The organism is Caballeronia sp. LZ001 (genome assembly GCF_031450875.1).
Lineage (GTDB): Bacteria > Pseudomonadota > Gammaproteobacteria > Burkholderiales > Burkholderiaceae > Caballeronia.
The window spans coordinates 1,991,656-2,009,888 of sequence record NZ_JARTVX010000004.1 but is presented as its reverse complement, the minus strand read 5'-3'; the positions used below and the strand labels follow the sequence as shown (position 1 = coordinate 2,009,888).

General features: G+C 59.0%; 21 protein-coding genes. 13 read left to right on the top strand and 8 right to left on the bottom strand.

What is annotated here, in order from left to right; genetic code table 11:
- Positions 1 to 295 precede the first annotated feature (295 nt).
- Entirely contained in the window at positions 296 to 1,075 is a 780-nt protein-coding gene (locus P9292_RS20215) for a DUF4397 domain-containing protein (protein ID WP_309936222.1), read from the top strand.
- Between the two features lie 296 nt (positions 1,076 to 1,371).
- Here P9292_RS20215 and P9292_RS20210 read toward each other — a convergent pair whose 3' ends face one another.
- Positions 1,372 to 1,506, bottom strand: a complete 135-nt coding sequence (locus P9292_RS20210; RefSeq protein WP_244827565.1) for an entericidin A/B family lipoprotein — start codon at positions 1,504 to 1,506, stop codon at positions 1,372 to 1,374.
- 150 nt (positions 1,507 to 1,656) lie between these two features.
- Complete coding sequence (locus P9292_RS20205; protein ID WP_244827566.1) at positions 1,657 to 3,144, bottom strand: sensor histidine kinase; 1,488 nt, start codon at positions 3,142 to 3,144, stop codon at positions 1,657 to 1,659.
- A 173-nt stretch (positions 3,145 to 3,317) separates the two neighbouring features.
- Between P9292_RS20205 and P9292_RS20200 the strand changes: the two genes are divergently transcribed.
- The 5 genes from P9292_RS20200 to P9292_RS20180 all read left to right on the top strand — a co-directional run bounded on the left by P9292_RS20200 (position 3,318) and on the right by P9292_RS20180 (position 5,739).
- Entirely contained in the window at positions 3,318 to 3,494 is a 177-nt protein-coding gene (locus P9292_RS20200; protein WP_132450940.1) for a DUF1328 domain-containing protein, read from the top strand.
- A gap of 61 nt (positions 3,495 to 3,555) precedes the next feature.
- A complete protein-coding gene (locus tag P9292_RS20195; RefSeq protein ID WP_040048814.1) occupies positions 3,556 to 3,717 on the top strand; it encodes a DUF1328 domain-containing protein in 162 nt (53 codons plus the stop codon).
- A 198-nt stretch (positions 3,718 to 3,915) separates the two neighbouring features.
- Positions 3,916 to 4,491: a bacterioferritin gene (locus P9292_RS20190; RefSeq protein ID WP_244827567.1), complete on the top strand. Its 576-nt coding sequence runs from the start codon at positions 3,916 to 3,918 to the stop codon at positions 4,489 to 4,491.
- Positions 4,492 to 4,605: 114 nt separating this feature from the next.
- Positions 4,606 to 5,238, top strand: coding sequence for a response regulator transcription factor (locus tag P9292_RS20185; RefSeq protein WP_244827568.1), 633 nt, complete (start codon positions 4,606 to 4,608; stop codon positions 5,236 to 5,238).
- A gap of 45 nt (positions 5,239 to 5,283) precedes the next feature.
- The gene (locus P9292_RS20180; protein ID WP_309960950.1) at positions 5,284 to 5,739 is read left to right on the top strand and encodes a response regulator; all 456 of its coding nucleotides are present in this window, start codon (positions 5,284 to 5,286) and stop codon (positions 5,737 to 5,739) included.
- Here the strand turns inward: P9292_RS20180 and P9292_RS20175 are convergent.
- Complete coding sequence (locus tag P9292_RS20175) at positions 5,736 to 6,959, bottom strand: MFS transporter (protein WP_309960947.1); 1,224 nt, start codon at positions 6,957 to 6,959, stop codon at positions 5,736 to 5,738. The two genes, P9292_RS20180 and P9292_RS20175, sit on opposite strands and share 4 nt — an antisense overlap.
- A 69-nt stretch (positions 6,960 to 7,028) precedes the next feature.
- Positions 7,029 to 7,382, bottom strand: a complete 354-nt coding sequence (locus tag P9292_RS20170; RefSeq protein ID WP_244827571.1) for a hypothetical protein — start codon at positions 7,380 to 7,382, stop codon at positions 7,029 to 7,031.
- A gap of 182 nt (positions 7,383 to 7,564) precedes the next feature.
- Between P9292_RS20170 and P9292_RS20165 the strand changes: the two genes are divergently transcribed.
- The 3 genes from P9292_RS20165 (at position 7,565) to P9292_RS20155 (ending at position 9,629) form a co-directional block, all read left to right on the top strand.
- Positions 7,565 to 7,840, top strand: a complete 276-nt coding sequence (locus tag P9292_RS20165; RefSeq protein ID WP_244827572.1) for a hypothetical protein — start codon at positions 7,565 to 7,567, stop codon at positions 7,838 to 7,840.
- Positions 7,841 to 7,972: 132 nt separating this feature from the next.
- Entirely contained in the window at positions 7,973 to 8,185 is a 213-nt protein-coding gene (locus tag P9292_RS20160; RefSeq protein WP_250464302.1) for a hypothetical protein, read from the top strand.
- An 817-nt stretch (positions 8,186 to 9,002) separates the two neighbouring features.
- Positions 9,003 to 9,629: a hypothetical protein gene (locus tag P9292_RS20155; RefSeq protein WP_309842317.1), complete on the top strand. Its 627-nt coding sequence runs from the start codon at positions 9,003 to 9,005 to the stop codon at positions 9,627 to 9,629.
- A 51-nt stretch (positions 9,630 to 9,680) separates the two neighbouring features.
- On the opposite strand, the gene P9292_RS20150 is transcribed toward P9292_RS20155, so the two are convergent.
- The gene (locus P9292_RS20150) at positions 9,681 to 10,121 is read right to left on the bottom strand and encodes an HIT family protein (RefSeq protein ID WP_309842319.1); all 441 of its coding nucleotides are present in this window, start codon (positions 10,119 to 10,121) and stop codon (positions 9,681 to 9,683) included.
- A 3-nt stretch (positions 10,122 to 10,124) separates the two neighbouring features.
- Positions 10,125 to 10,973: a macro domain-containing protein gene (locus P9292_RS20145; protein WP_309842322.1), complete on the bottom strand. Its 849-nt coding sequence runs from the start codon at positions 10,971 to 10,973 to the stop codon at positions 10,125 to 10,127.
- Between the two features lie 86 nt (positions 10,974 to 11,059).
- Between P9292_RS20145 and P9292_RS20140 the strand changes: the two genes are divergently transcribed.
- Positions 11,060 to 12,106 carry an IS110 family transposase gene (locus P9292_RS20140; RefSeq protein ID WP_309960945.1) on the top strand — a complete coding sequence of 349 codons (1,047 nt, stop codon included), beginning with the start codon at positions 11,060 to 11,062 and terminating at the stop codon, positions 12,104 to 12,106.
- A gap of 186 nt (positions 12,107 to 12,292) precedes the next feature.
- Here the strand turns inward: P9292_RS20140 and P9292_RS20135 are convergent, their stop codons facing one another.
- Together P9292_RS20135 and P9292_RS20130 are read right to left on the bottom strand one after the other, a co-directional pair.
- Positions 12,293 to 12,892: a TIR domain-containing protein gene (locus P9292_RS20135; protein ID WP_309960943.1), complete on the bottom strand. Its 600-nt coding sequence runs from the start codon at positions 12,890 to 12,892 to the stop codon at positions 12,293 to 12,295.
- Positions 12,893 to 13,911: 1,019 nt separating this feature from the next.
- The gene (locus tag P9292_RS20130) at positions 13,912 to 14,694 is read right to left on the bottom strand and encodes an IclR family transcriptional regulator (RefSeq protein ID WP_309960941.1); all 783 of its coding nucleotides are present in this window, start codon (positions 14,692 to 14,694) and stop codon (positions 13,912 to 13,914) included.
- Between the two features lie 135 nt (positions 14,695 to 14,829).
- Between P9292_RS20130 and P9292_RS20125 the strand changes: the two genes are divergently transcribed.
- From P9292_RS20125 to P9292_RS20115, 3 genes are read left to right on the top strand one after another with little or no spacing between them, the layout of a single operon-like run.
- Positions 14,830 to 15,675 (top strand): sugar phosphate isomerase/epimerase family protein, encoded by an 846-nt coding sequence (locus P9292_RS20125; protein ID WP_309960939.1) that lies wholly within the window; start codon positions 14,830 to 14,832, stop codon positions 15,673 to 15,675.
- Between the two features lie 32 nt (positions 15,676 to 15,707).
- Complete coding sequence (locus P9292_RS20120) at positions 15,708 to 17,063, top strand: aromatic acid/H+ symport family MFS transporter (RefSeq protein WP_309960937.1); 1,356 nt, start codon at positions 15,708 to 15,710, stop codon at positions 17,061 to 17,063.
- Complete coding sequence (locus P9292_RS20115; RefSeq protein WP_309964099.1) at positions 17,026 to 18,114, top strand: Gfo/Idh/MocA family oxidoreductase; 1,089 nt, start codon at positions 17,026 to 17,028, stop codon at positions 18,112 to 18,114. The genes P9292_RS20120 and P9292_RS20115 overlap by 38 nt, the downstream gene beginning before the upstream one ends.
- The last annotated feature ends 119 nt before the right edge of the window (positions 18,115 to 18,233 follow it).

Here is an 18,233-nt window from a genome sequence, read left to right as displayed (position 1 = left end):
CAGCTCGGCCCGAGCAATTCCTCTAACGAATAACAAAGCCTTGCGGCGCAAGGCTCGCCGTCATATCGGCCGCCTCTGCGCACCGATGCAGGGCATGCGCATTGCTCAATGCCGTCACCCTCGAACGACAGTTTCATCGGCATGACACGAAAGCCTGTCGTTCAAGGGAATAGAAGCAAAAGAGAGAAGGGGTCTTCCGAGGCGCGCCGGGCAATACGCATGATCACTTAAGCATGATGCTCGCAGCGCGGACCGGACAACAAAATCAATGACTAAAGCTAAGGAAGGTGGAAACATGAAGCTCATCCGCACAGTCACCGCGCTTGCCGCCGTCGCCTCGATCCTGTCCGCTTGTGGCGGCTCCGACGACGTAGGCAAGGAACTCGGACTCACGAATCCAGAAGTCCACTTCATCCACGCGATCCCGAGTGCCCCCAACGTCGACTTTTACGACAACGGCAAGGTGCTGCAAGCGAATCTCGGCTACCAGACGGTGACGAACTTCGCAAACATCGATACGGGCCAGCAGAACTTCTCCTACGCCGCCGTCAATACGACGACGCAACTCGCGACCGACACGAGCATCTCGAATGCCGCCAAGGGTCACGAGTACACGGTGATCGCGCTGCCTGACGCGGGTTTCCTGCCGTCCATTGCCGTGATCGACGATCCGTTCGACAAGGGTCTGCTCTCGAACAGCGCGCGGGTGCGCGGCTTCAATGCGTCGGCGAATGCGCAGACTCTCGATCTGTATCTGGTCGCACCGGGGACGAACATCGCGACCGTCAATCCGACGATGGCGGGCGTCGGCTTCAAGAACGCCGTGCCGGCAACGACGCAAGACTCGCTCTACGTCAACGGCGGGACGTATCAGCTGGTCGCGACGCTGCCGGGTTCGAAGACGCCGGTGTATGCGTCGGCACCGTTCAATCTGAGCAACAACGCCGATTGGCTCGTGACGACGCTGCCTTCAGGCAACGCGCTGTCGCAAGTGATCCCGAACAAGATTCGCGTGCTCGTTGCGCAGGGCGGCAATACCACGACGCCTGCAATCGAGCTGCCGGACACGCTGTAGGTTGAAGCGCCCGGGTAACAGGGCGCAGACATCGACGAACCCCACGCTGCCGCACGCGTGGGGTTTTTTCGTTCGAAGAGGAGCGGGTTTATGACCTTCGCAGACATCCGGCCGCCTAACTACGTGCGAACGTCGCCGATCACGCGAGGCAAGCAAGCCTCAGGTGCCACGCATCCACGCTCTTTCACGTACTAAAGACAAACGAAAAAAATCCCGCCAAAAACATGACGGGACGACAGAAAATCAGCACGAAACATCAACGCGATGAGCGCCTGGCTCACCGCGCCGCGGCCAATTTACTTATGCTCTTCGGCCGAATTCGAAATAGCCTGACCGCCCTTCGAGATATCCTGGCCCGCGCCCGACATGGTATTGCAGCCCGCGAGCGCGGCGGTGCCGGCGATCAGCAGCAAAGCGATGATTCGAGTCATGTGTGTTCCCCTTGAATTAGAAACTCGGGTAGCCCTTCGAGGCTTCCGTTGTGATCAATCATAAAAAAGCGGCGTAGTCGACGCTGTAGGCGCGCACGGGTTTTTGGTGTCGGCCGTCTCTGCTATTGGCGTAAGTATCGTCCTACGTAATCAAGCAAGCGGAACGGCCGCCGGCGTGCTTGCATCGATGAACGCACCCGCGCTGCGCTCGCGTGGCATCGACACGCTGATGCGCGTGCCATGCGGCGCCACGCGTTCGATCTCGAAGCGCCCGCCGCGCGCCGACACGCGCTGACGCATGCCGACCAGGCCGTGCGTCTGCGTGCGCTTCAAATCCTGCGGACGTATGCCGATGCCGTCATCCGCGATAGCGAGCGCAACGTCGTCACCATCGAGCGCGAGCGCGATTTCGATGCGGTTCGCGCGCGCGTATTTCGCCGCGTTCGTGAGCGTCTCCTGCGCCACCCGAAAGAGCGCGATCTCGATAGCCTCGCCGAGCTTTACATCGTCGCCGGGAAGATCGAATTCGACGCTCCAGCCGTTGCGTTGCGCGGCTTCATCGGCGAGCGAGCGCAGCGCGGTCACGAGACCGAAGTTGGCAAGCACGGTCGGCCGCATGTCTTCGATAATCCGCCGCTTGAGCGCAATTCCCTGGTCCAGATTGCCGATGGCGCGCGCGAGCTTGTCGGACATGGCGGGTTCGCTCGTCCTGAGCTTGCCGCGCACCCACGCGACATCCATCTTGCTCGCGGTAAGAATGGAGCCGAGTTCGTCGTGCAGTTCGCGCGCAAGTTCGGTCTTTTCGTTTTCGCTCACGGATTGCAAATGCCACGCGAGCGCTTCGAGCTGACGCGTGCGTTCGAACACGAGCCGGTCGAGTTCCTCCTGCTGCGTAATGAGCTTCTTCTGCACGCGGTCCTGCTTGTCCAACTGGATACCGAGATTGCGGAACAGCAGCAGGAACAGGACGATGTTGAGCGCGCACAACGCGCCGACGCACAGCGTGGAAATGCGCTGATCGGCGCGGCTTGCATCGAGCGCGTGCTGCGCGCGTTGCTCTTCGTTCAGCCGCAGGAGGGCGAGCGCGGCATCGAGCGTGGCGCTGGTGTCGGGCGACGGCGTCGCTACGACGCGTGCGCGCATTTCCGCATCCGCGGGCGTCTTCGACAGATCGGCGAGATGCGCCTCGCCTTGCGCGATGTTCTCGTCGGCGGCCGCGCGAATCTGCGCGAAGCTCGCAAGCGCGGCGTCATCGCCGATGCGGCGGTAATAGCTATCGAGCGATGTCAACGCGCGGCGCACGCGCCCGGCCGTTTGCGCGAAGTGGCTCTTGTAGGTGTCGTCGGCGGCGAGCGCGAAACCGCGTTCCTCGGCGCTGAGCGTGGCGATATCGGCCGCCAGCGACGATAACTGCGCGGTGGCGCTTTTTGCATCGAGTGCGGTCTCGTACTCGGCCGCGATGCGCATGCGCCCCGATTCCAAAATCACGAGCCCGCCGACGGTAATGACGATAGCCACCGTCATCGCGACCGCCCAGCTATAGCGATGCATCCATTCGTTGATACGCGTCGCGCGCCGGGCGAGTCCCTGTGGAGTTTCAGATGCTGCCGGCGCGGCGTCTTTTAGAACGTGGCTCATGGTGTGTTTCTGCGGTTCCGGCGGGCGTCGTGAGCCACGCCGGCAAAGCCGTTTGAAAGCGGATGTCGGTGGATTCCCACAGCAAAAAAGGAGCCAGCCCGGATGCGCGCGCCCAAAGGCCCGGCTAGCATGGGTTCGTCATCATTTTTCAATCATTCCAACGGGGAACGATCATGCTGAAGTGGGCATTGTTTTTCGCGATCGTGGCCGTGATCGCCGGTCTTCTCGGGTTCACGGGTGTGGCGGCGGGCGCTGCGACCATCGCCAAATTCTTGTTCGTGCTGTTCCTGATTTTGTGCGTCGTGTTCCTGGTACTCGGTTTCGTCGTCACCAAGAAAATAGTCGATTAGCGACCAACTCACTCGCGCCCGAACCTGAATCAGACCATCAAAAGCAAGTCAGGGGGATTCCATGCTTCATTACGCTGCCGTTTTCTTCGTCATCGCGATAATCGCGGCCGTGTTCGGCTTTACCGGCATTGCCGCGGGCGCCGCGGAAATCGCCAAGATCCTTTTCTACATTTTCCTGGTGGTGTTCGTCGTCACGTTGCTGCTGGGCGTGTTCCGAACCTGACGTACGCCTGAAAGCCTTGCCGCACCGGGCCGCTCGCGCGGCCCGCGCCTTTTCCGCGCCTTTTGCGAGGCATTGGTGGGAGCAGGCATGGCGCGTGCATCGGAGTTTTTGATTGGATAGCAGGGCCCTATGAACGAAGCGGCACGCGTAGGCCTGCTCTAGCGAACGTCTTTCATCAAATATCAAGGAGCGAACCAAATGTCCAAATCGTCTGCTGTACAAGCCGCGCCGACTCAATCGCGGGACGCATTTGTCCTCGACGTGGAAAAGATCCGCGCCGATGCGCGCACGCACATGGACGAGGGCCCGGTCACGCCGAGCTACGGCGCCGACCGCGAAGTCGTGCTCAAGCTGCTGAACGACTCGCTCGCGACGGAAATCGTCTGCACGCTGCGCTACAAGCGTCACTACTTCATGGCCAAGGGCATTCATTCTGAAGCTGTGGCGGCAGAGTTTCTCGAACACGCCAACGAGGAACAGGAACACGCCGATACGCTCGCGGAGCGCATCGTCCAACTGGGCGGGGCGCCGAACTTCGCACCCGACAGCCTGAAGTCGCGCTCGCATTCCGAGTACAAGGAAGGCTCGGACCTGATCGACATGATCCGCGAGAATCTGATCGCCGAGCGGATTGCGATCGATACGTATCGCGAGATCATTCGCTATCTCGGCGACAAGGATGTCACCACGCGCCGTATCTTCGAAGACATCCTGGCGGTGGAAGAAGAGCACGCCGACGACATGGCCGATCTGCTGGAAGGCCGTAACGGCTAAATAGCAGGGCATGCCGGCATGACGTCACGCGATGCGCGGAACTCGTCCGAGACCGCGCATCTTTTGCGTGGGCGCATGCGTACAATGGCGGCTCATCCCTGATTTCAAGCGCGAATGATCCGAGTCCTGATAGCCGACGACCATGCGATCGTACGCAGCGGTTTCAAGCAGTTCGTCGCGGACGAACCCGATATGGAAGTGGCGGCGGAAGCCTCCACTGGCGACGAAACCATCGCGCACGTGCGCGTTCAGGCGTTCGACGTGGTGTTGCTCGACATCGCGATGCCCGACAAGAACGGCGTCGATACCTTGCGTGTCATCAAGCAGATTCGTCCGGAGCAGGGCGTGCTGATGCTGTCGGGCTATCCCGAGAGTCAGTACGCGATCAACTTGTTGAAGGCGGGCGCGAACGGTTATCTGAACAAGGACGCGGCGCCGGAGGAAATCGTCCGGGCGATTCGCACGGTGGCGCGCGGGCATCGGTATCTGTCGGAATTCATCGCCGACGCGCTCGCCGACAAGCTCGACAAGCCTGCCGCCGAACGCCCGCACGAGGCGTTGTCCGAGCGCGAGTTTCAGGTCTTCTGCAAACTCGCGGCCGGGCGTATTCCGACTGAGATCGCGGAAGAGCTGCATCTGTCGGTGAAGACGGTGAGCACGTACCGCGCGCGCGTGCTCGAAAAAATGAGGCTGGCGAACAACGCGGATCTCACGTATTACGCAATCAAGAACGGCCTGATCGAATAGCGCGACGCGCAGTCGGACGGCAAGCTGAACCGGAGGGCGCCCGAAGTGGGCAAGCACATCATCACCGACGACCGTGCGCAGCAACGCGAAGCGCGCGACACGCCGCTCGCGGTGCTGCTTATCGAGGATTCCCCGCTGATCCGGCGCAGCCTGACCGAAGCCATCGACGCGCTCGGTCCGTGGCGCGTGACCGCGTTCGCCGAGGCTCCGGACGAAGCCATCGCGCTCTTGTCGTCGCAGCGGTTCCATGCGGTGATCATCGACTTGCAACTCAGGCACGGCTCGGGCATCGAGGTACTGGCGTGGTTGCAGGAGAGCGGCAAGGGATCCATACACGACGAGGCCTTTGTCGCGGTGCTCACCAATCACGCGTTGCCGACGTATCGCGAGCGCTGCCAGCAATATGGCGTGCGCCATTTCTTCGATAAATCGCTGGAGTTCGATCGGGTGCTGGATGCGCTTTGCCGGCACGCGCGGGAAAGAGAAGGTGAGCGCGGTTAGCGATCCCCGCCGCCGGAATCCGCCAACGAATCCGCCGCTTCCCGCCCGCGCCAGTGACTGAACGCCGCCAGCGCCGTCGCAGCCAGCCCGACCAGGCAGACGCCCGTCCATCCCATTGCGTGCCAGGCGAGCGAAGCCAGCGCCGATCCCAACGCCCCGCCAATAAAGTAAGCCACCATATAAACCGTATTCACGCGGCTGCGCGCCTCCGGCTTCAATGCGTAGATGCGCGACTGGTTGGATATCTGCGCGGCCTGCACGCCGATATCGAGCACGATCACGCCGATGACCAGCCCCGCGATGCTGCGCGCCGAAAACGCGAACACCACGAACGACAGCGCAACGAGCCCGATGGACAACGTGATCACCGCGCGCGGCCCGCGCCGGTCCGCCGACTTGCCCGCAAGCGGCGCCGCGAGCGCGCCCGCCGCGCCGACGATACCGAATAGTCCCGCGGCCTGCGGTCCCATGTGAAACGGCTCGCCCGCGAGCAGGAGTGTGAGCAGCGACCAGAACGCGCTGAATGCTGCAAAGAGCGCGCCGCCCGTGAGCGACGCTTCGCGAAGCCCGGGATTCTCGACAGCGAGATGCCACATCGACACGAGCAGCTTGCCGTAGGGCAAGGTAGACGTCGGACGGCTCTTCGGCAGCCGCGCAACGACGACGACCGCCAGCACGATCGTCGCGATCACTGAAGCGCCGAATACCGCGCGCCAGCCGAAGTATTCGGCGACGAAACCCGACACCGTCCGCGCGAGCAGGATGCCGAGCAATAGACCGCTCATCACCGTGCCGACGGCATGACCGCGCTCGGCGGCTGGCGCGAGTTCGGCGGCGAACGGCACGGCTTGTTGCGCGATGGTCGCGACGACGCCAATGGCAAGACTCGCGGCGATCAGCACGGCGAGCGTCGGCGCGATGCACGCCACCACGAGCGCCACGCCGAGCGCGGCCAGTTGGAGCAGGATCAGAAGCCGCCGGTCGAAGCGATCGCCGAGCGGCGCCAGCACGAGCATGCCGAGCGCGTAGCCGAGTTGCGTCGCGGCGGGCACCGCGCCGATCAGATACGCGCTGCCGGGAAACGAGCCACGGAAATCGCCCAGCAGCGGCTGATTGAAGTAGATGTTGGCGACCGATACGCCCGCGATGGTCGCAAGCAGCCAGAGCGTGGCGCGCGAATAGTGCTGATGATGACTCGAGGAATCGGACGAAGCGGTCATGGTTGCCTTGAGTTGAGCGCGAGAACGGCGGCGAGCCGCCGTGGAGATGCGCGCTTCCGGTCGCCCGCTTTACTGCGCGGCATCGTCCGTGGGCTGCGGCTTCTTCACGAGCCTGGCGGGCGCGAGCCATTGAAAGCCGGTCAGCGTGTTCTCGGCGAACGTGCATTCGGCGGCGGCGGGCGTCTGGACGATTTTCGTGGCGGGCGGCTTGGGCTGCGTCGGGAATTCGCCGCGCACGACGACGCGCGAACCGTGGTAGCTTGCGCCCGATCCGGTGAGCTTCAGTGGCGCGCTTGCGGCGTCGGGATACTCGGCGCGCACGCGGTCCTTGCACGTTTCGACGTTGCGGTAATAGGAAGTGCAGCCGGACAAGAGCACGAGCGGAAGGCAGACCAGCAAGAAGAGGCGGGAACGGGTAATCATTGGTGAACAGGGTGAATGCTCGGCCGCGCGAGGGCGCATCGGAGCGAAATCAGGGGATGGCGAGCTTTATAACATGCGGGCGCGGCTTGCGTGACCGCATCGGCGTCGTGCTCGTTGGCGTGCTTGCCTGTCGTGCATGCGGCGCGCGGCGGTAGCACAATCGGCGAATAGCGTTTCGTTTTGTGGAGGCCATCGTCATGCGCAAAGATATCGAAGCCGGCGAATATCTGCTGGCGCTCAACGCGGAAGAAAGCGAAAACGAGTCCGGCGCGGGCTATGCGGTTCGTGTGCGGGTGGCGCGCATCGACGGAAAAGCGGTGCACGGCTCGCGGCTGGTCGATGATTCCGGCGAGATGATCGGCCCGCACGGTCCGTTCGAGACGATAGCGGGAGCCCTCGCGCATGGCGAGGCGTGGGGGCGCCACTACATCGCGCGCGTATTGGCGCACGGGTTGTAACGGCGGGTGGCGGCGCAGGGAGGGATGTCATCCCCGCGAGGCGAGGGTGCGCGCGCGAATTATCGGCCGCTAGACTTGGCCTTACCGCTCGGTCCTGCGCCGATCGGCTCAAGCCAGTTTGCGGAGATTGCCATGACGCCCGTTGCGCTTTACGTCACGCCGAACTATATCGCCTCGGTTCGCCGGGGAAGAGGACGTGAATGTTTTGGAGGCACCGTGAGGTTTATCGGTGTGGATGCGTTGCCGTTCGATATCGAGCATCTCTGCCTGCTCGACCGCGAAACGCCGATCGAAGCCTTGTTCGATGCAGTGAGGGATGCAGAACGCTTGTTGAATGCGGTGTGATCCGCAGTGTCGATGAAGCAGGCAGGCGAAGGAAAGCGCAACGGGGTTGATCCCGCAGCGGGGCGCGGTCTCGGCCCGCAGCGCTATCACCCGCGTGGTGGTTTCAATTGTGTTCGTGGTCGTTCAAGTCTGAACGGAAACAGCGCGCGCCGCGATAAAAGACGACTGGCTTTATGCTGTCGATTCAGCGTGAAACCATGGGCGAGTGGTACCGGGGACCGGACTTGAACCGGCAAGCCGTTAGGCGGCGGATTTTAAGTCCTGATGCACTGTATATACGAACAGTATATTGGCATGAGTCTCACGGTAAGACAAGGCGTTCGGTCGGTCATATGCTGTATATAAAAACAGTGCTGTAGAGTGCGTTGGCAGAAAAATGCACACCCTACCCGAGGTCTCGGCGCGCGTAAGGCCCTCGCGGGCCCATGCCGATATCTCAAACGGACCCAGGCGAGCGGCGCGGCGGGCCGTTCAAAAGGCTGAAACAGTTAAAATCCTGATACCCTGAACTCGCGTAACGGACGGTATGCGATTACTTGTGGCGATGGACTTGATAGCCGACCTTGACTCCTTAACCGTCGAGCGATTGAGTGGTCTTGGGCATCGAGCGCACGCACGCGAAACAGCCTTTGATCGGTTCGCTATGTTATGTACATACACGGAGCGAACGATTCCGCCGACTCCATATGCGGTCCAATTTTCGATCGAACTAACTCAAAACCCCAAGTTCAAGGTTCGCCGAAAGGCGCTGGAAGAAATAACGTCCCGACTTCGAGAGGGCAAGAGTGTGAGGCCCTACCTCTCGAAGCAGGCAGTGGTGCCTGCGCACAAGGATTATCTGCTGCTGTCATGGGGCGTCCATCACTTGCATTTAAACAGCATTGACACCGCAGGCAAGGATGGTTTCGTATCTCGCGAGCGCGGAAAATCCGAACTTTTGCTGCTGCGTCTGGATGGCGAAAAAGCCTACTTGATCGACATTGTGTCTCACGCCGAGCCCTATCTCTTTGAAAACCCGCGACTGCTGGAGATCGTTGATCGCAACTGGCCGGAATTGCACATAGCGCCAAACATGGTTACTGGAAACATCTTTACGCCGCAGCAGATCAAAGCGTTGCGTTCAAACGGTGCGAACTATGCGATTACGGTCAATGGTCGAACCATATTCCCTAAACCCGTGATGGCGGGCGGCGTCCCAATGGAAGTGCAGATGTGGTATCGAGTTCTGCGGGACGAGTTAACCGACGTAGAAACTGATGTGCGTCGCAGACTTTACGAGTTTTTCCCATACAAGGCGTCGCCCGCATTCAGCTGGCCCGCCATTCACGGAGTCCGGTTGGTCGGAATCGAAGGAGACTATTTCGTTCTTCAGGACCGCGCCACGCTGCGTATATGCCACGCACGGCGAGTAGGAGCGAAAGCCCAAGAAACCCTCAAATCTTAGAGCGCGGCGGAGCGGTGTGAGACAGACTGTACGGATAACCTGTCCGCGCTCTTAAGGTCGCTTGAATGCACTCCTGAGTCTATCTGCAATGTCGTCTGTGTCAGCGACGGATAGCTCAGGGACATCGCCCCATTCGGTTCCACCAACATCCAGCGTTCCGGCGACATGAAAGTGAACGTGGCTAATAGCTTGTCCGGCTGGTACGCCGTTGTTTTGCCATACCGCGATTCCCGGTCTCGCGTAGCACTCGTCGATTGCGTGGGCGGCGTCGCGCACTGCAATCATCAGCGCGCTCGCCTCTTCATTTGTCAAGTCCAAAACTGTACTGATGTGACGGACAGGAAGAATCAGCAAATGCGGATAGCCCCGCTGTTCCCGTGTCACCAAAGTCGCTGTAAGTGCCGTACGGGCCAGAATGGTAAAGGGGCGCTCTCCGCGAAGATAGGCGCAAAAAGCGCAGGTTCCATCATCGGGAAGGTCAATATTCGACATACGTTACGATGGTCGGAGGGAAGAAAGGAACGATTGCAGTTCTAGTCTATCAAGCTTCTCGTAGTCTCGGTCGCGCACGACTATTCTGAGTTCGTCGCATATCTTTTCTTTCCGTGACGCAAACATGAATGACAAAATAATAAAGCGGATTGAATCTTGTGCAGGTAACACGCTCGACAAGCGTGCCTGCCCTCCACCGATTACAGGAATTGAAACTGATTTGCCATTACCATGCGTGGAAATCGCGCCCCATAGTGACAACAGACTTTTCCAAACATCGTCAATGGAAGCACGAGCCTCATTGCTTTGATTCATTCGGCAATACGCCAAGAAGAAAATATTCCGTCCACCGTGTTTGACAACTGCCACCGACCCGATACCGTAAAGTTGAGTTTTGCCTTCCTTATCAATCTTACCTTCAATGGCTTTACCATGGAGAGCCGCAGATAGTTTTTCGTCCAAGTCACGCCGATCCCCGCCGAAGAGAACGTCAAGCGCTTGGCCTTGCAGACTTTCTTTCGCAATGATTGGCGTCTCGGTGTCAAACGTGTCACAAGTACCAACCACCAAATGTTCATTCTGCTTAAGGATATCACCCTTAATAATCCGAATACGCATATTTGGGGCGTTGTACGCAGCTTCGATGGGGCGTGGCCATGACAAGAAAAGTCCAACGACGAGACTGATCAAAATCACCGCGAGCAGCGTATGGATACCTTGAAAATACGTCCAGGCTGGAAAAAGAATATTCGTAAATTGCAATGTGGCAGATATAGCGCCGGCACAGGCAAAAAAATTGAGAAAGAAATGGCGCCAAAATCTCCACTTCATCATGTCATTCAAAATGTTCACGCTTAAATTCCATTAATAGGATGGTCCGCCCCTCCCGAAATGGCGTAATCTGGGTTGACACCGATTACTGAGTAAGGAGGTGTGTGATGAGTCAGCAATGCTCAACGGCGATCGCCCGCTTGGGAATTGACATTGGCAAGTCTGTGTTTCATGTCGTCGGCCTTGATACTAAGGGCAACCCTGTGTTCCGAAGCCGATTCAATCGTGAGCGGCTACTTCAGTTTCTGGCCCGAGCAGCACCGACGATCGTCGGCATGGAAGCGTGTCCGGGAAGCAACTGGTTGGCGCGCAAAGCGGCTTGTCTCGGGCATGAGGTACATATTGTTCCTGCGCAGTTCGTCAAGCCGTTCGTCAAGTCTAACAAGACTGACCTCGGCGACGCGGAAGCCATCGCCGAGGCAATCTCCAGGCCGACGATGCGCTTTACTGAGCCCAAGACCGAAGCGCAACTCGATCTGCAAGCACTGCACCGGGTCCGCGAACGGCTGGTGCGTTGCAAGACTGCGACCGTAAACCAAGCTCGTGCGTTTCTGCTCGAGTACGGGCTGACTATCGGCGCAGGTCCTGCGTATTTTGTCCGCGATATGCCTGGAATTCTCTCAGACGATGGCAATGGTTTGACAGCAGCGATGCGAGAGCTTTTGCAGGAACTGTGGCAAGAGCACCGATCCCTCGAAGCGCGACTCCTGCAACTGCGTCGCCAGATCGAAGCCATCTCCGGTGCCGATGATGCCGCCACACGACTAACTTCCATCCCTGGCATTGCACACCTGACGGCAACGGCCATTACGGCTTTTGCAGGCACTGGTACACAGTTTAAGTCCGGTCGCCGCTTTGCCGCGTGGCTTGGACTTGTTCCCGGTGAGTTTTCGACCGGCGGCAAACAGCGTTTGCTTGGGATCACCAAGCGAGGCAACCCGTACTTGCGCAAGCTGTTCGTACACGGCGCGCGAACGTGCGTATCACATCTCGATCGGAGCAAGGACCATCTGGGGCAGTGGATTTCTCAGATGGAAGCCAACGGTGTGCATCGAAATAAAGTGATCGTCGCTCTTGCCAATAAGCTCGCGCGTATTGCGTGGACCGTGCTCACCAGGAAAGGAACGTTTTATCTGCGGCAACCGTCCGCATAACAGGAATCACATCGCCCTTCTAAGTTTGCAGACGCGCAATTGATGACGAAACAGTGCACTGGCGTTCGGTAAGCCCGGGACAAAAAAACGGCTCTTGAGGTCCCACCATTTATTGGGAACCGAACGCGCATATCCCATCATGGCCTTGCCGCCAAAAGCGGCTGACTCGCGAGAGGCCGGATACATTTACGCAAACTGCTTTGCTGTCAATGCTCGCTTGCAAAACCGGGGCGGACCATACATTTTTTTATAGTGTTCATCGGGATAATAGTGAGGGCCCTTGTTGTTTCTCCCTGCATATCCGGAGGCATAATTATCCAAGGCGTATCGAATGATCTTCGGCTGATAGGAAACGGATAGCGTGTAATAGTCCTTGTCGAGGAAAGGCGTCGGTATAAACGCCGTATCGATGTTGCGATCCCCATCCAAGTTCGCGACAACGACGGGCAAATTTAATTCAATAATTACTTCGACCTCATGAGCCAAGAACGACATTCCGTCGCCGCCCTTCTTTTTCGCATGACTGCTGCCCAGCAAAACGATTTGTTTTGCATTCTTTAATCGCTCACGCAGATTTCTTTTGATAGTTTCTGGTTTGCTGGTATCGCGGGAAATGTAAAGATCGTGGGCGTCGTAGAAGTTGAATTCGAGATGTTCATTGTCCCGCCACGCCTCCATTAAACGGTAGTAGTGGATGTCTTCGCTCGCAAAGGCTACATAAGTCTTGTTTCGATAGCTCATATCCACCCCGGAATAATCGTCTCGACCATGATATGCGTTCGGCATATCCCTATTGCTGCTTGCCGTTTGTATTGTAACGAGAAAATTCAACTGGTGACGATTCCTGAACCTGCGACGCGACAAAAAAACAGTTGCACGGAACTCGCTGCGCAGATAATCACAGTCTCATATGCTGCAGAATCAGGTGCTTGTGTGCCGTATTCATGTAGTGTGGCGAGCCGATGGAGAAGCGACGAGTCACGATCTGCTCGGTGCATTTACGTTACAGCCGGTTGGCGGCTTAGCGTGCCGTTCGCGTGTGGTGATTCCCTCGCGCTTGACACTGGCGGTCGCAACGCGAAGGCGGTCGCCCTCTGCTTCTGCGCGGATCGTAAACCATTCGCGACGGCCTTCAGACGATAGACAGGCGTGGTCTGACGTTCTGCGGGGATTCCCATTTTTTACAGCATTTCGACCGTCGCCCCGGCGCGCGCGTCTGGCACATTCCACACGCGGAGTAAATAGCCGATATCAAATGGGATCAATGACCCAAACGCGCCAAGTTTCAGCCATATGTCACTGTTGAGCGAGCGTCGATTCATGGCCGGTAGTGCTCGTTTGCACGAACACCACGACGTTGACAATGGAGACTTCCGGCATCGGCACGGCGGCACGCTGATTCAACTGGTGCTATCGGCCATGAAGAGACTTTCGTCTGACGCATCGGTGAGACGTTCAGACGGCCGCTTCACTCTGCAAACCGTCATTCGATCGCCTTGTGCCCGCGTCGCAGTGTAGTAATCGTCGAGGCCGTGCATGCCGATGATTTCATCGCGGGAAACGCCAATGAACCCGAGTAGCAAGCCAAATTGACGGTGGGAGGCGGGGATTCTCTGCTCACGCTTCAACCGGGAAGGGATTGACGCTTGCGAACGTCGTAAGCTCAAACATGAAGCGTGCGACCGTGATCTCCACGGGCGGTCGCCATAGTGCTCAACGGTTTTAAACGGAGTCCTGCCAAGGACGATGCGGTAGTCCGCGCTCGTATATCGCACCGTGCGCCGATGATTCGGATCCTGCCCGCATCAACCACGTGCGAACAACGGAGAACTCCGGCTGGCAATCGCCATACCCTTCGCACATTCGATCACCTTCGGGGCGAGCGCGTCCATCCGTTCCGCTGTCATACGGATAGACGGTCCAGCGATACTAATCGTGCCAAGTGGCTCGCTGTTCTCGCCGAGCCGTACTACCGCGGCGATGGCACTCGTCCCAGACTCATAGGCATCAAAAACAACCGCATATCCTCGCTGGCGTGCCTGTTCAATCTGTTCAAGCAGTGCACGGAGCGATTTCGGCGCACCGGGTCCCATCTCCCGGACGCGCTCCATTCCCTGACGCGATATCAACGCCAGCGCGCGCTCCTCATCGAAAGCCGCGAGATATGCGATGCCGTTTGCCGTCGCCGGAAAGTAAATCTCGAGTCCCGCGTCCGCGTCTAGCCGCAGCCCCGTGCGAGCGCCTTGCGCCTTCGCCACCCATATCAGGTCATCTCCCTCCGCCACTGCAAGCCGGACCAGCTCTCCACTGAACTCGGCAAGGTCATCGAGCAGGGGTTGAGCAGCGTCCGTGATGCCGGTCGCCGCGAGGTAGCTCAGTCCGAGGGATGCGAGCTTAACGGTGAGCCGGTACTGCGAGGTATTGGGGTCCTGCTTCACATAGCCCGTTTCCTTTAGATCCGTGAGCAGCCGATGTGCGGCGGTACGTGGAATGCCAAGGCGGTCGCCGACTTCGGACATCGGGAGCCCGTGGACGTGGTGGGAAAGCAGCTCGACGATGGCGAGCGCTCGGTCGCGGACGGCAGTCATGTGGGGTTTGCAAGGATGAACGTAGGCCCATTTTATCCCATCTGGATTGCTGTTCCATTTGGAAATTATCGTGTTAACCCTAAAAGTGGTTTACTATTCCATTTGGTAAATTAAACCAAAAACTTGGATGCCGACATGAAGCTAGCCATTGACTCCTACAGTTACCACCGATATTTTGGCGAGGTGTATCCCGTGCTGGAGGAGGATCCGGGCACGCGGATCACGATGGAGGGCTTCGTCAACCGTGCGCAGGCGCTTGGCGTCGATGGTGTCTCGCTCGAATCGTGCTTCCTGCCGACGCCAACGCCCGACGAAATCACCCGTCTGCGCAACCAACTCGACCGACTCGAACTTGATCGCGTTTGGGCATGGGGTCATCCGGGTGGCCTGCACTCGGGCGCGGCGCCGGAAGAAGTGGCGGACCTCAAGCGGCATACGGAAATTGCCGCGGCGGTCGGCGCAAAAGTCATGCGCATTTGCTGCGGCGGCCGCCGCACGCGCATCGATGACTGGTCGGAGCACAAGGCCCGTCTGATTCCGCTGCTGCGCGATGCCGCAAGCCACGCCAGAAGCCACGGTGTCGTGCTCGCCATCGAAAACCATATCGACCTGCTCGCTGACGAACTTGTCGAGCTTATCGAGATCGTCGATTCGCCCGCGCTCGGCGTGTGCCTCGACACCGCCAACAATCTGCGCATGCTCGAAGACCCTGCGGTCGCGATCGAGAAACTCGCGCCGTATGCACGCGCGACACACATCAAGGACATCACCGCAAAGAGTGGCAATCCGCGCGAGTTCGCTTTCTGGCCAAGCGTGCCGCTGGGACAAGGTCTCATCGACATTCCGCATGCCTTCGACGAGCTACGCAAGCACGGCTATGCCGGCTTGCTTGCACTCGAGATCGATTATCTGCATCCCGCCTACGAAGACGACCAAAAGGCTATCGCCGACAGCATCGAATACATGCGCGGACTGCTTTAAGCACGCCGCATTCAAAGAAACCCGGAGACGACATGAGCATCCCTGCCAAGCAACTGAACGTCCAGGAATTCCTGGATTCGAGGCCGTTTGCCGGCTTCCACTGGAAAATTCTTTTTTTGAGCCTCGTGGTCCTGATTCTCGATGGCTTCGACGTCGTCGCGATGGGCTTTATCGCGCCTGCGCTGATCGCTGACTGGAAAATCAGCCGCGCCGCGCTTGGTCCGGTGCTCAGCATGGGGCTGTTCGGCCTTGCAATCGGCGCGCTCACCGGCGGGCCGCTGGCGGACCGTTTAGGTCGTCGCAAGGTCATCATTGGCGCCGTCATCTTCTTTGGCGTGATGAGTCTTGCATCCGCATGGTCGCCGAACGTCGAAGTGCTCTCTGTCTTGCGCTTTCTGACCGGACTCGGTCTGGGCGCATCGCAGCCGAACGCCGCGACGCTGGCATCCGAATATGCTCCCAAGAAGCATCGGTCGGTCATGGTGACGGTAATTTACTGCGGGTTCACGCTGGGTGCAGCCGGTGGTGGCTTTCTCTCCAGCTATCTCGTTCCGACCCACGGCTGGCATTCGATTCTGGTGGTCGGCGGTATCGTTCCGCTCCTGTTCGCCGTGATGCTGTTTTTCGTCCTGCCGGAATCCGCAAAGTTTCTGGCCGTGAAGCACGAAGGACGTATGGCGCTCGCGAACATCATCAACAAGATTCAGCCCGGCACGGTGGACGCTTCCACCCAACTCGCAACGGCCGAACGCGGACACGCAGGCAAGGGCGCAATCCGACTCATCGTGTCGAAGCCGCACACCGCCGTCACGCTGGCTCTGTGGGTCGGACTGTTCATGAACCTGATGACGGTCTACTTCCTCAATAGCTGGCTGCCGATCATCGTGAAGGACAACAATTTCTCGCTCGCCGACGCGGCGCTGGTGGGTGCGATGATGCAGGTGGGCGGCACGCTCGGCAATATCGTCATCGGTTGGGAGATGGACCGCTTCAAAGCGCACAAGGTCATGATCGCGACGCTGCTTGCAGCGCTCGTCTTCACGATCGCGATCTCGCAGCTGAACGTCGGCCTCGCCGGTCTCATAATTCTCGTTTTCCTGCTCGGCTATTGCACGAACTCGACGAACACCGGCTGGACTGCAATGGCTGCGAGCTACTATCCCACTGAAATGCGTGCCACCGGCACCAGCTGGATGACGGGCATCGGCCGCTTCGGTGCCATCTCCGGCGCATCGATTGGCGCCGTGCTGCTGAGCTTTAAATGGAACTTTGGCCAGCTTTTTCTGTTCCTGACGGTTCCTCTCGCAATTGCCATCGTCGCAGCGTATGTGCAGGGCCGTGTCCGTAGCAATGCGGCACCCGTGCTGGGCAATGCAACCACGCATTGAACTGAGGAGAGCATCGATGTCTGTAACACGAGTGGGTCTTATCGGCGCGGGCGCAATCGGTCGCGCGCATTTGGTCGGCGCTGCCCAGGCCGAAGGTGTCGAGATCGTTGGAATTGCAGACCCGAACGTCGCTTCGAAGGCGCTGGCCGACGAGTTCTCGATACCGTGGTTCGCGGACCACCGAGCACTCGTCGACCAGATGAAGCTCGACGGTGCCATTGTCGCAACTCCGAACGCCTTGCATGTGCCGATGTCGCTGGAGCTGATCAACGCGGGCATCGCCGTGCTCGTCGAGAAGCCCGTTGCCGATACAGTCGAGGAAGCACTGCGCCTGGCGAAAGCTGCAGCCGATGCAGACGTGCCCTTGCTCGTGGGTCATCATCGTCGACATAACCCGATCATCCGGACGGCACGCTCGTTGATCCAAGATGGCAAGCTGGGTCGGCTGGTCTCCGCGTCCGTGCTCGCGACCTTCCTCAAACCGGACGCCTACTTCAACGAAGCATGGCGCCGGACGACGGCGGCCGGACCGGTGCTGATCAACCTCATCCATGAGATCGACTTGTTGCGCTTCGTTTGCGGCGAGATCGCAAGCCTGCAAGCCATTACTTCCAATGCGGTTCGCGGCTTCGAGGTCGAGGATACGGCTGCCGCCATCATTCAGCTAAAGAACGGCGCGGTCGCGACGATTACCCTGTCCGATACGGCAGCATCACCTTGGAGTTGGGACACGTCTTCCGGCGAAAACGCTTCGTTTTCGAAAAATTTCATCGAGAGTCACTTCATCTCTGGGACCGATGCCTCCCTGGCGCTGCCTACCTTGCGCATGTGGCACTACGCGGGCGAACGAGGTTGGTTCCACCCTCTCGCGGATGAACAAGTGCCCTACGCATCCGCAAACCCGTATGTTGAGCAGATGCGCCACTTCGGAGCTTTCATTCGAAAAGAGGAGAAACCGGTTTGCGATGGCTTCGACGCTGCAAAAACGCTTGAAGTCACAGCATCTGTGCGACGGGCTGCCCAATCTGGAGCAGCCGTTCGTTTTGGCTGACCGCTGGCACGGGATCTCGAACTAACGAGGTTTCGCGGAAAGGACTGCTTTATCGTCGGAAGCAGTCTAGGTGCGAAAGAAGTCTCTAGGCCCGCTTTGGGTCGATTTCGCCCGTTGGT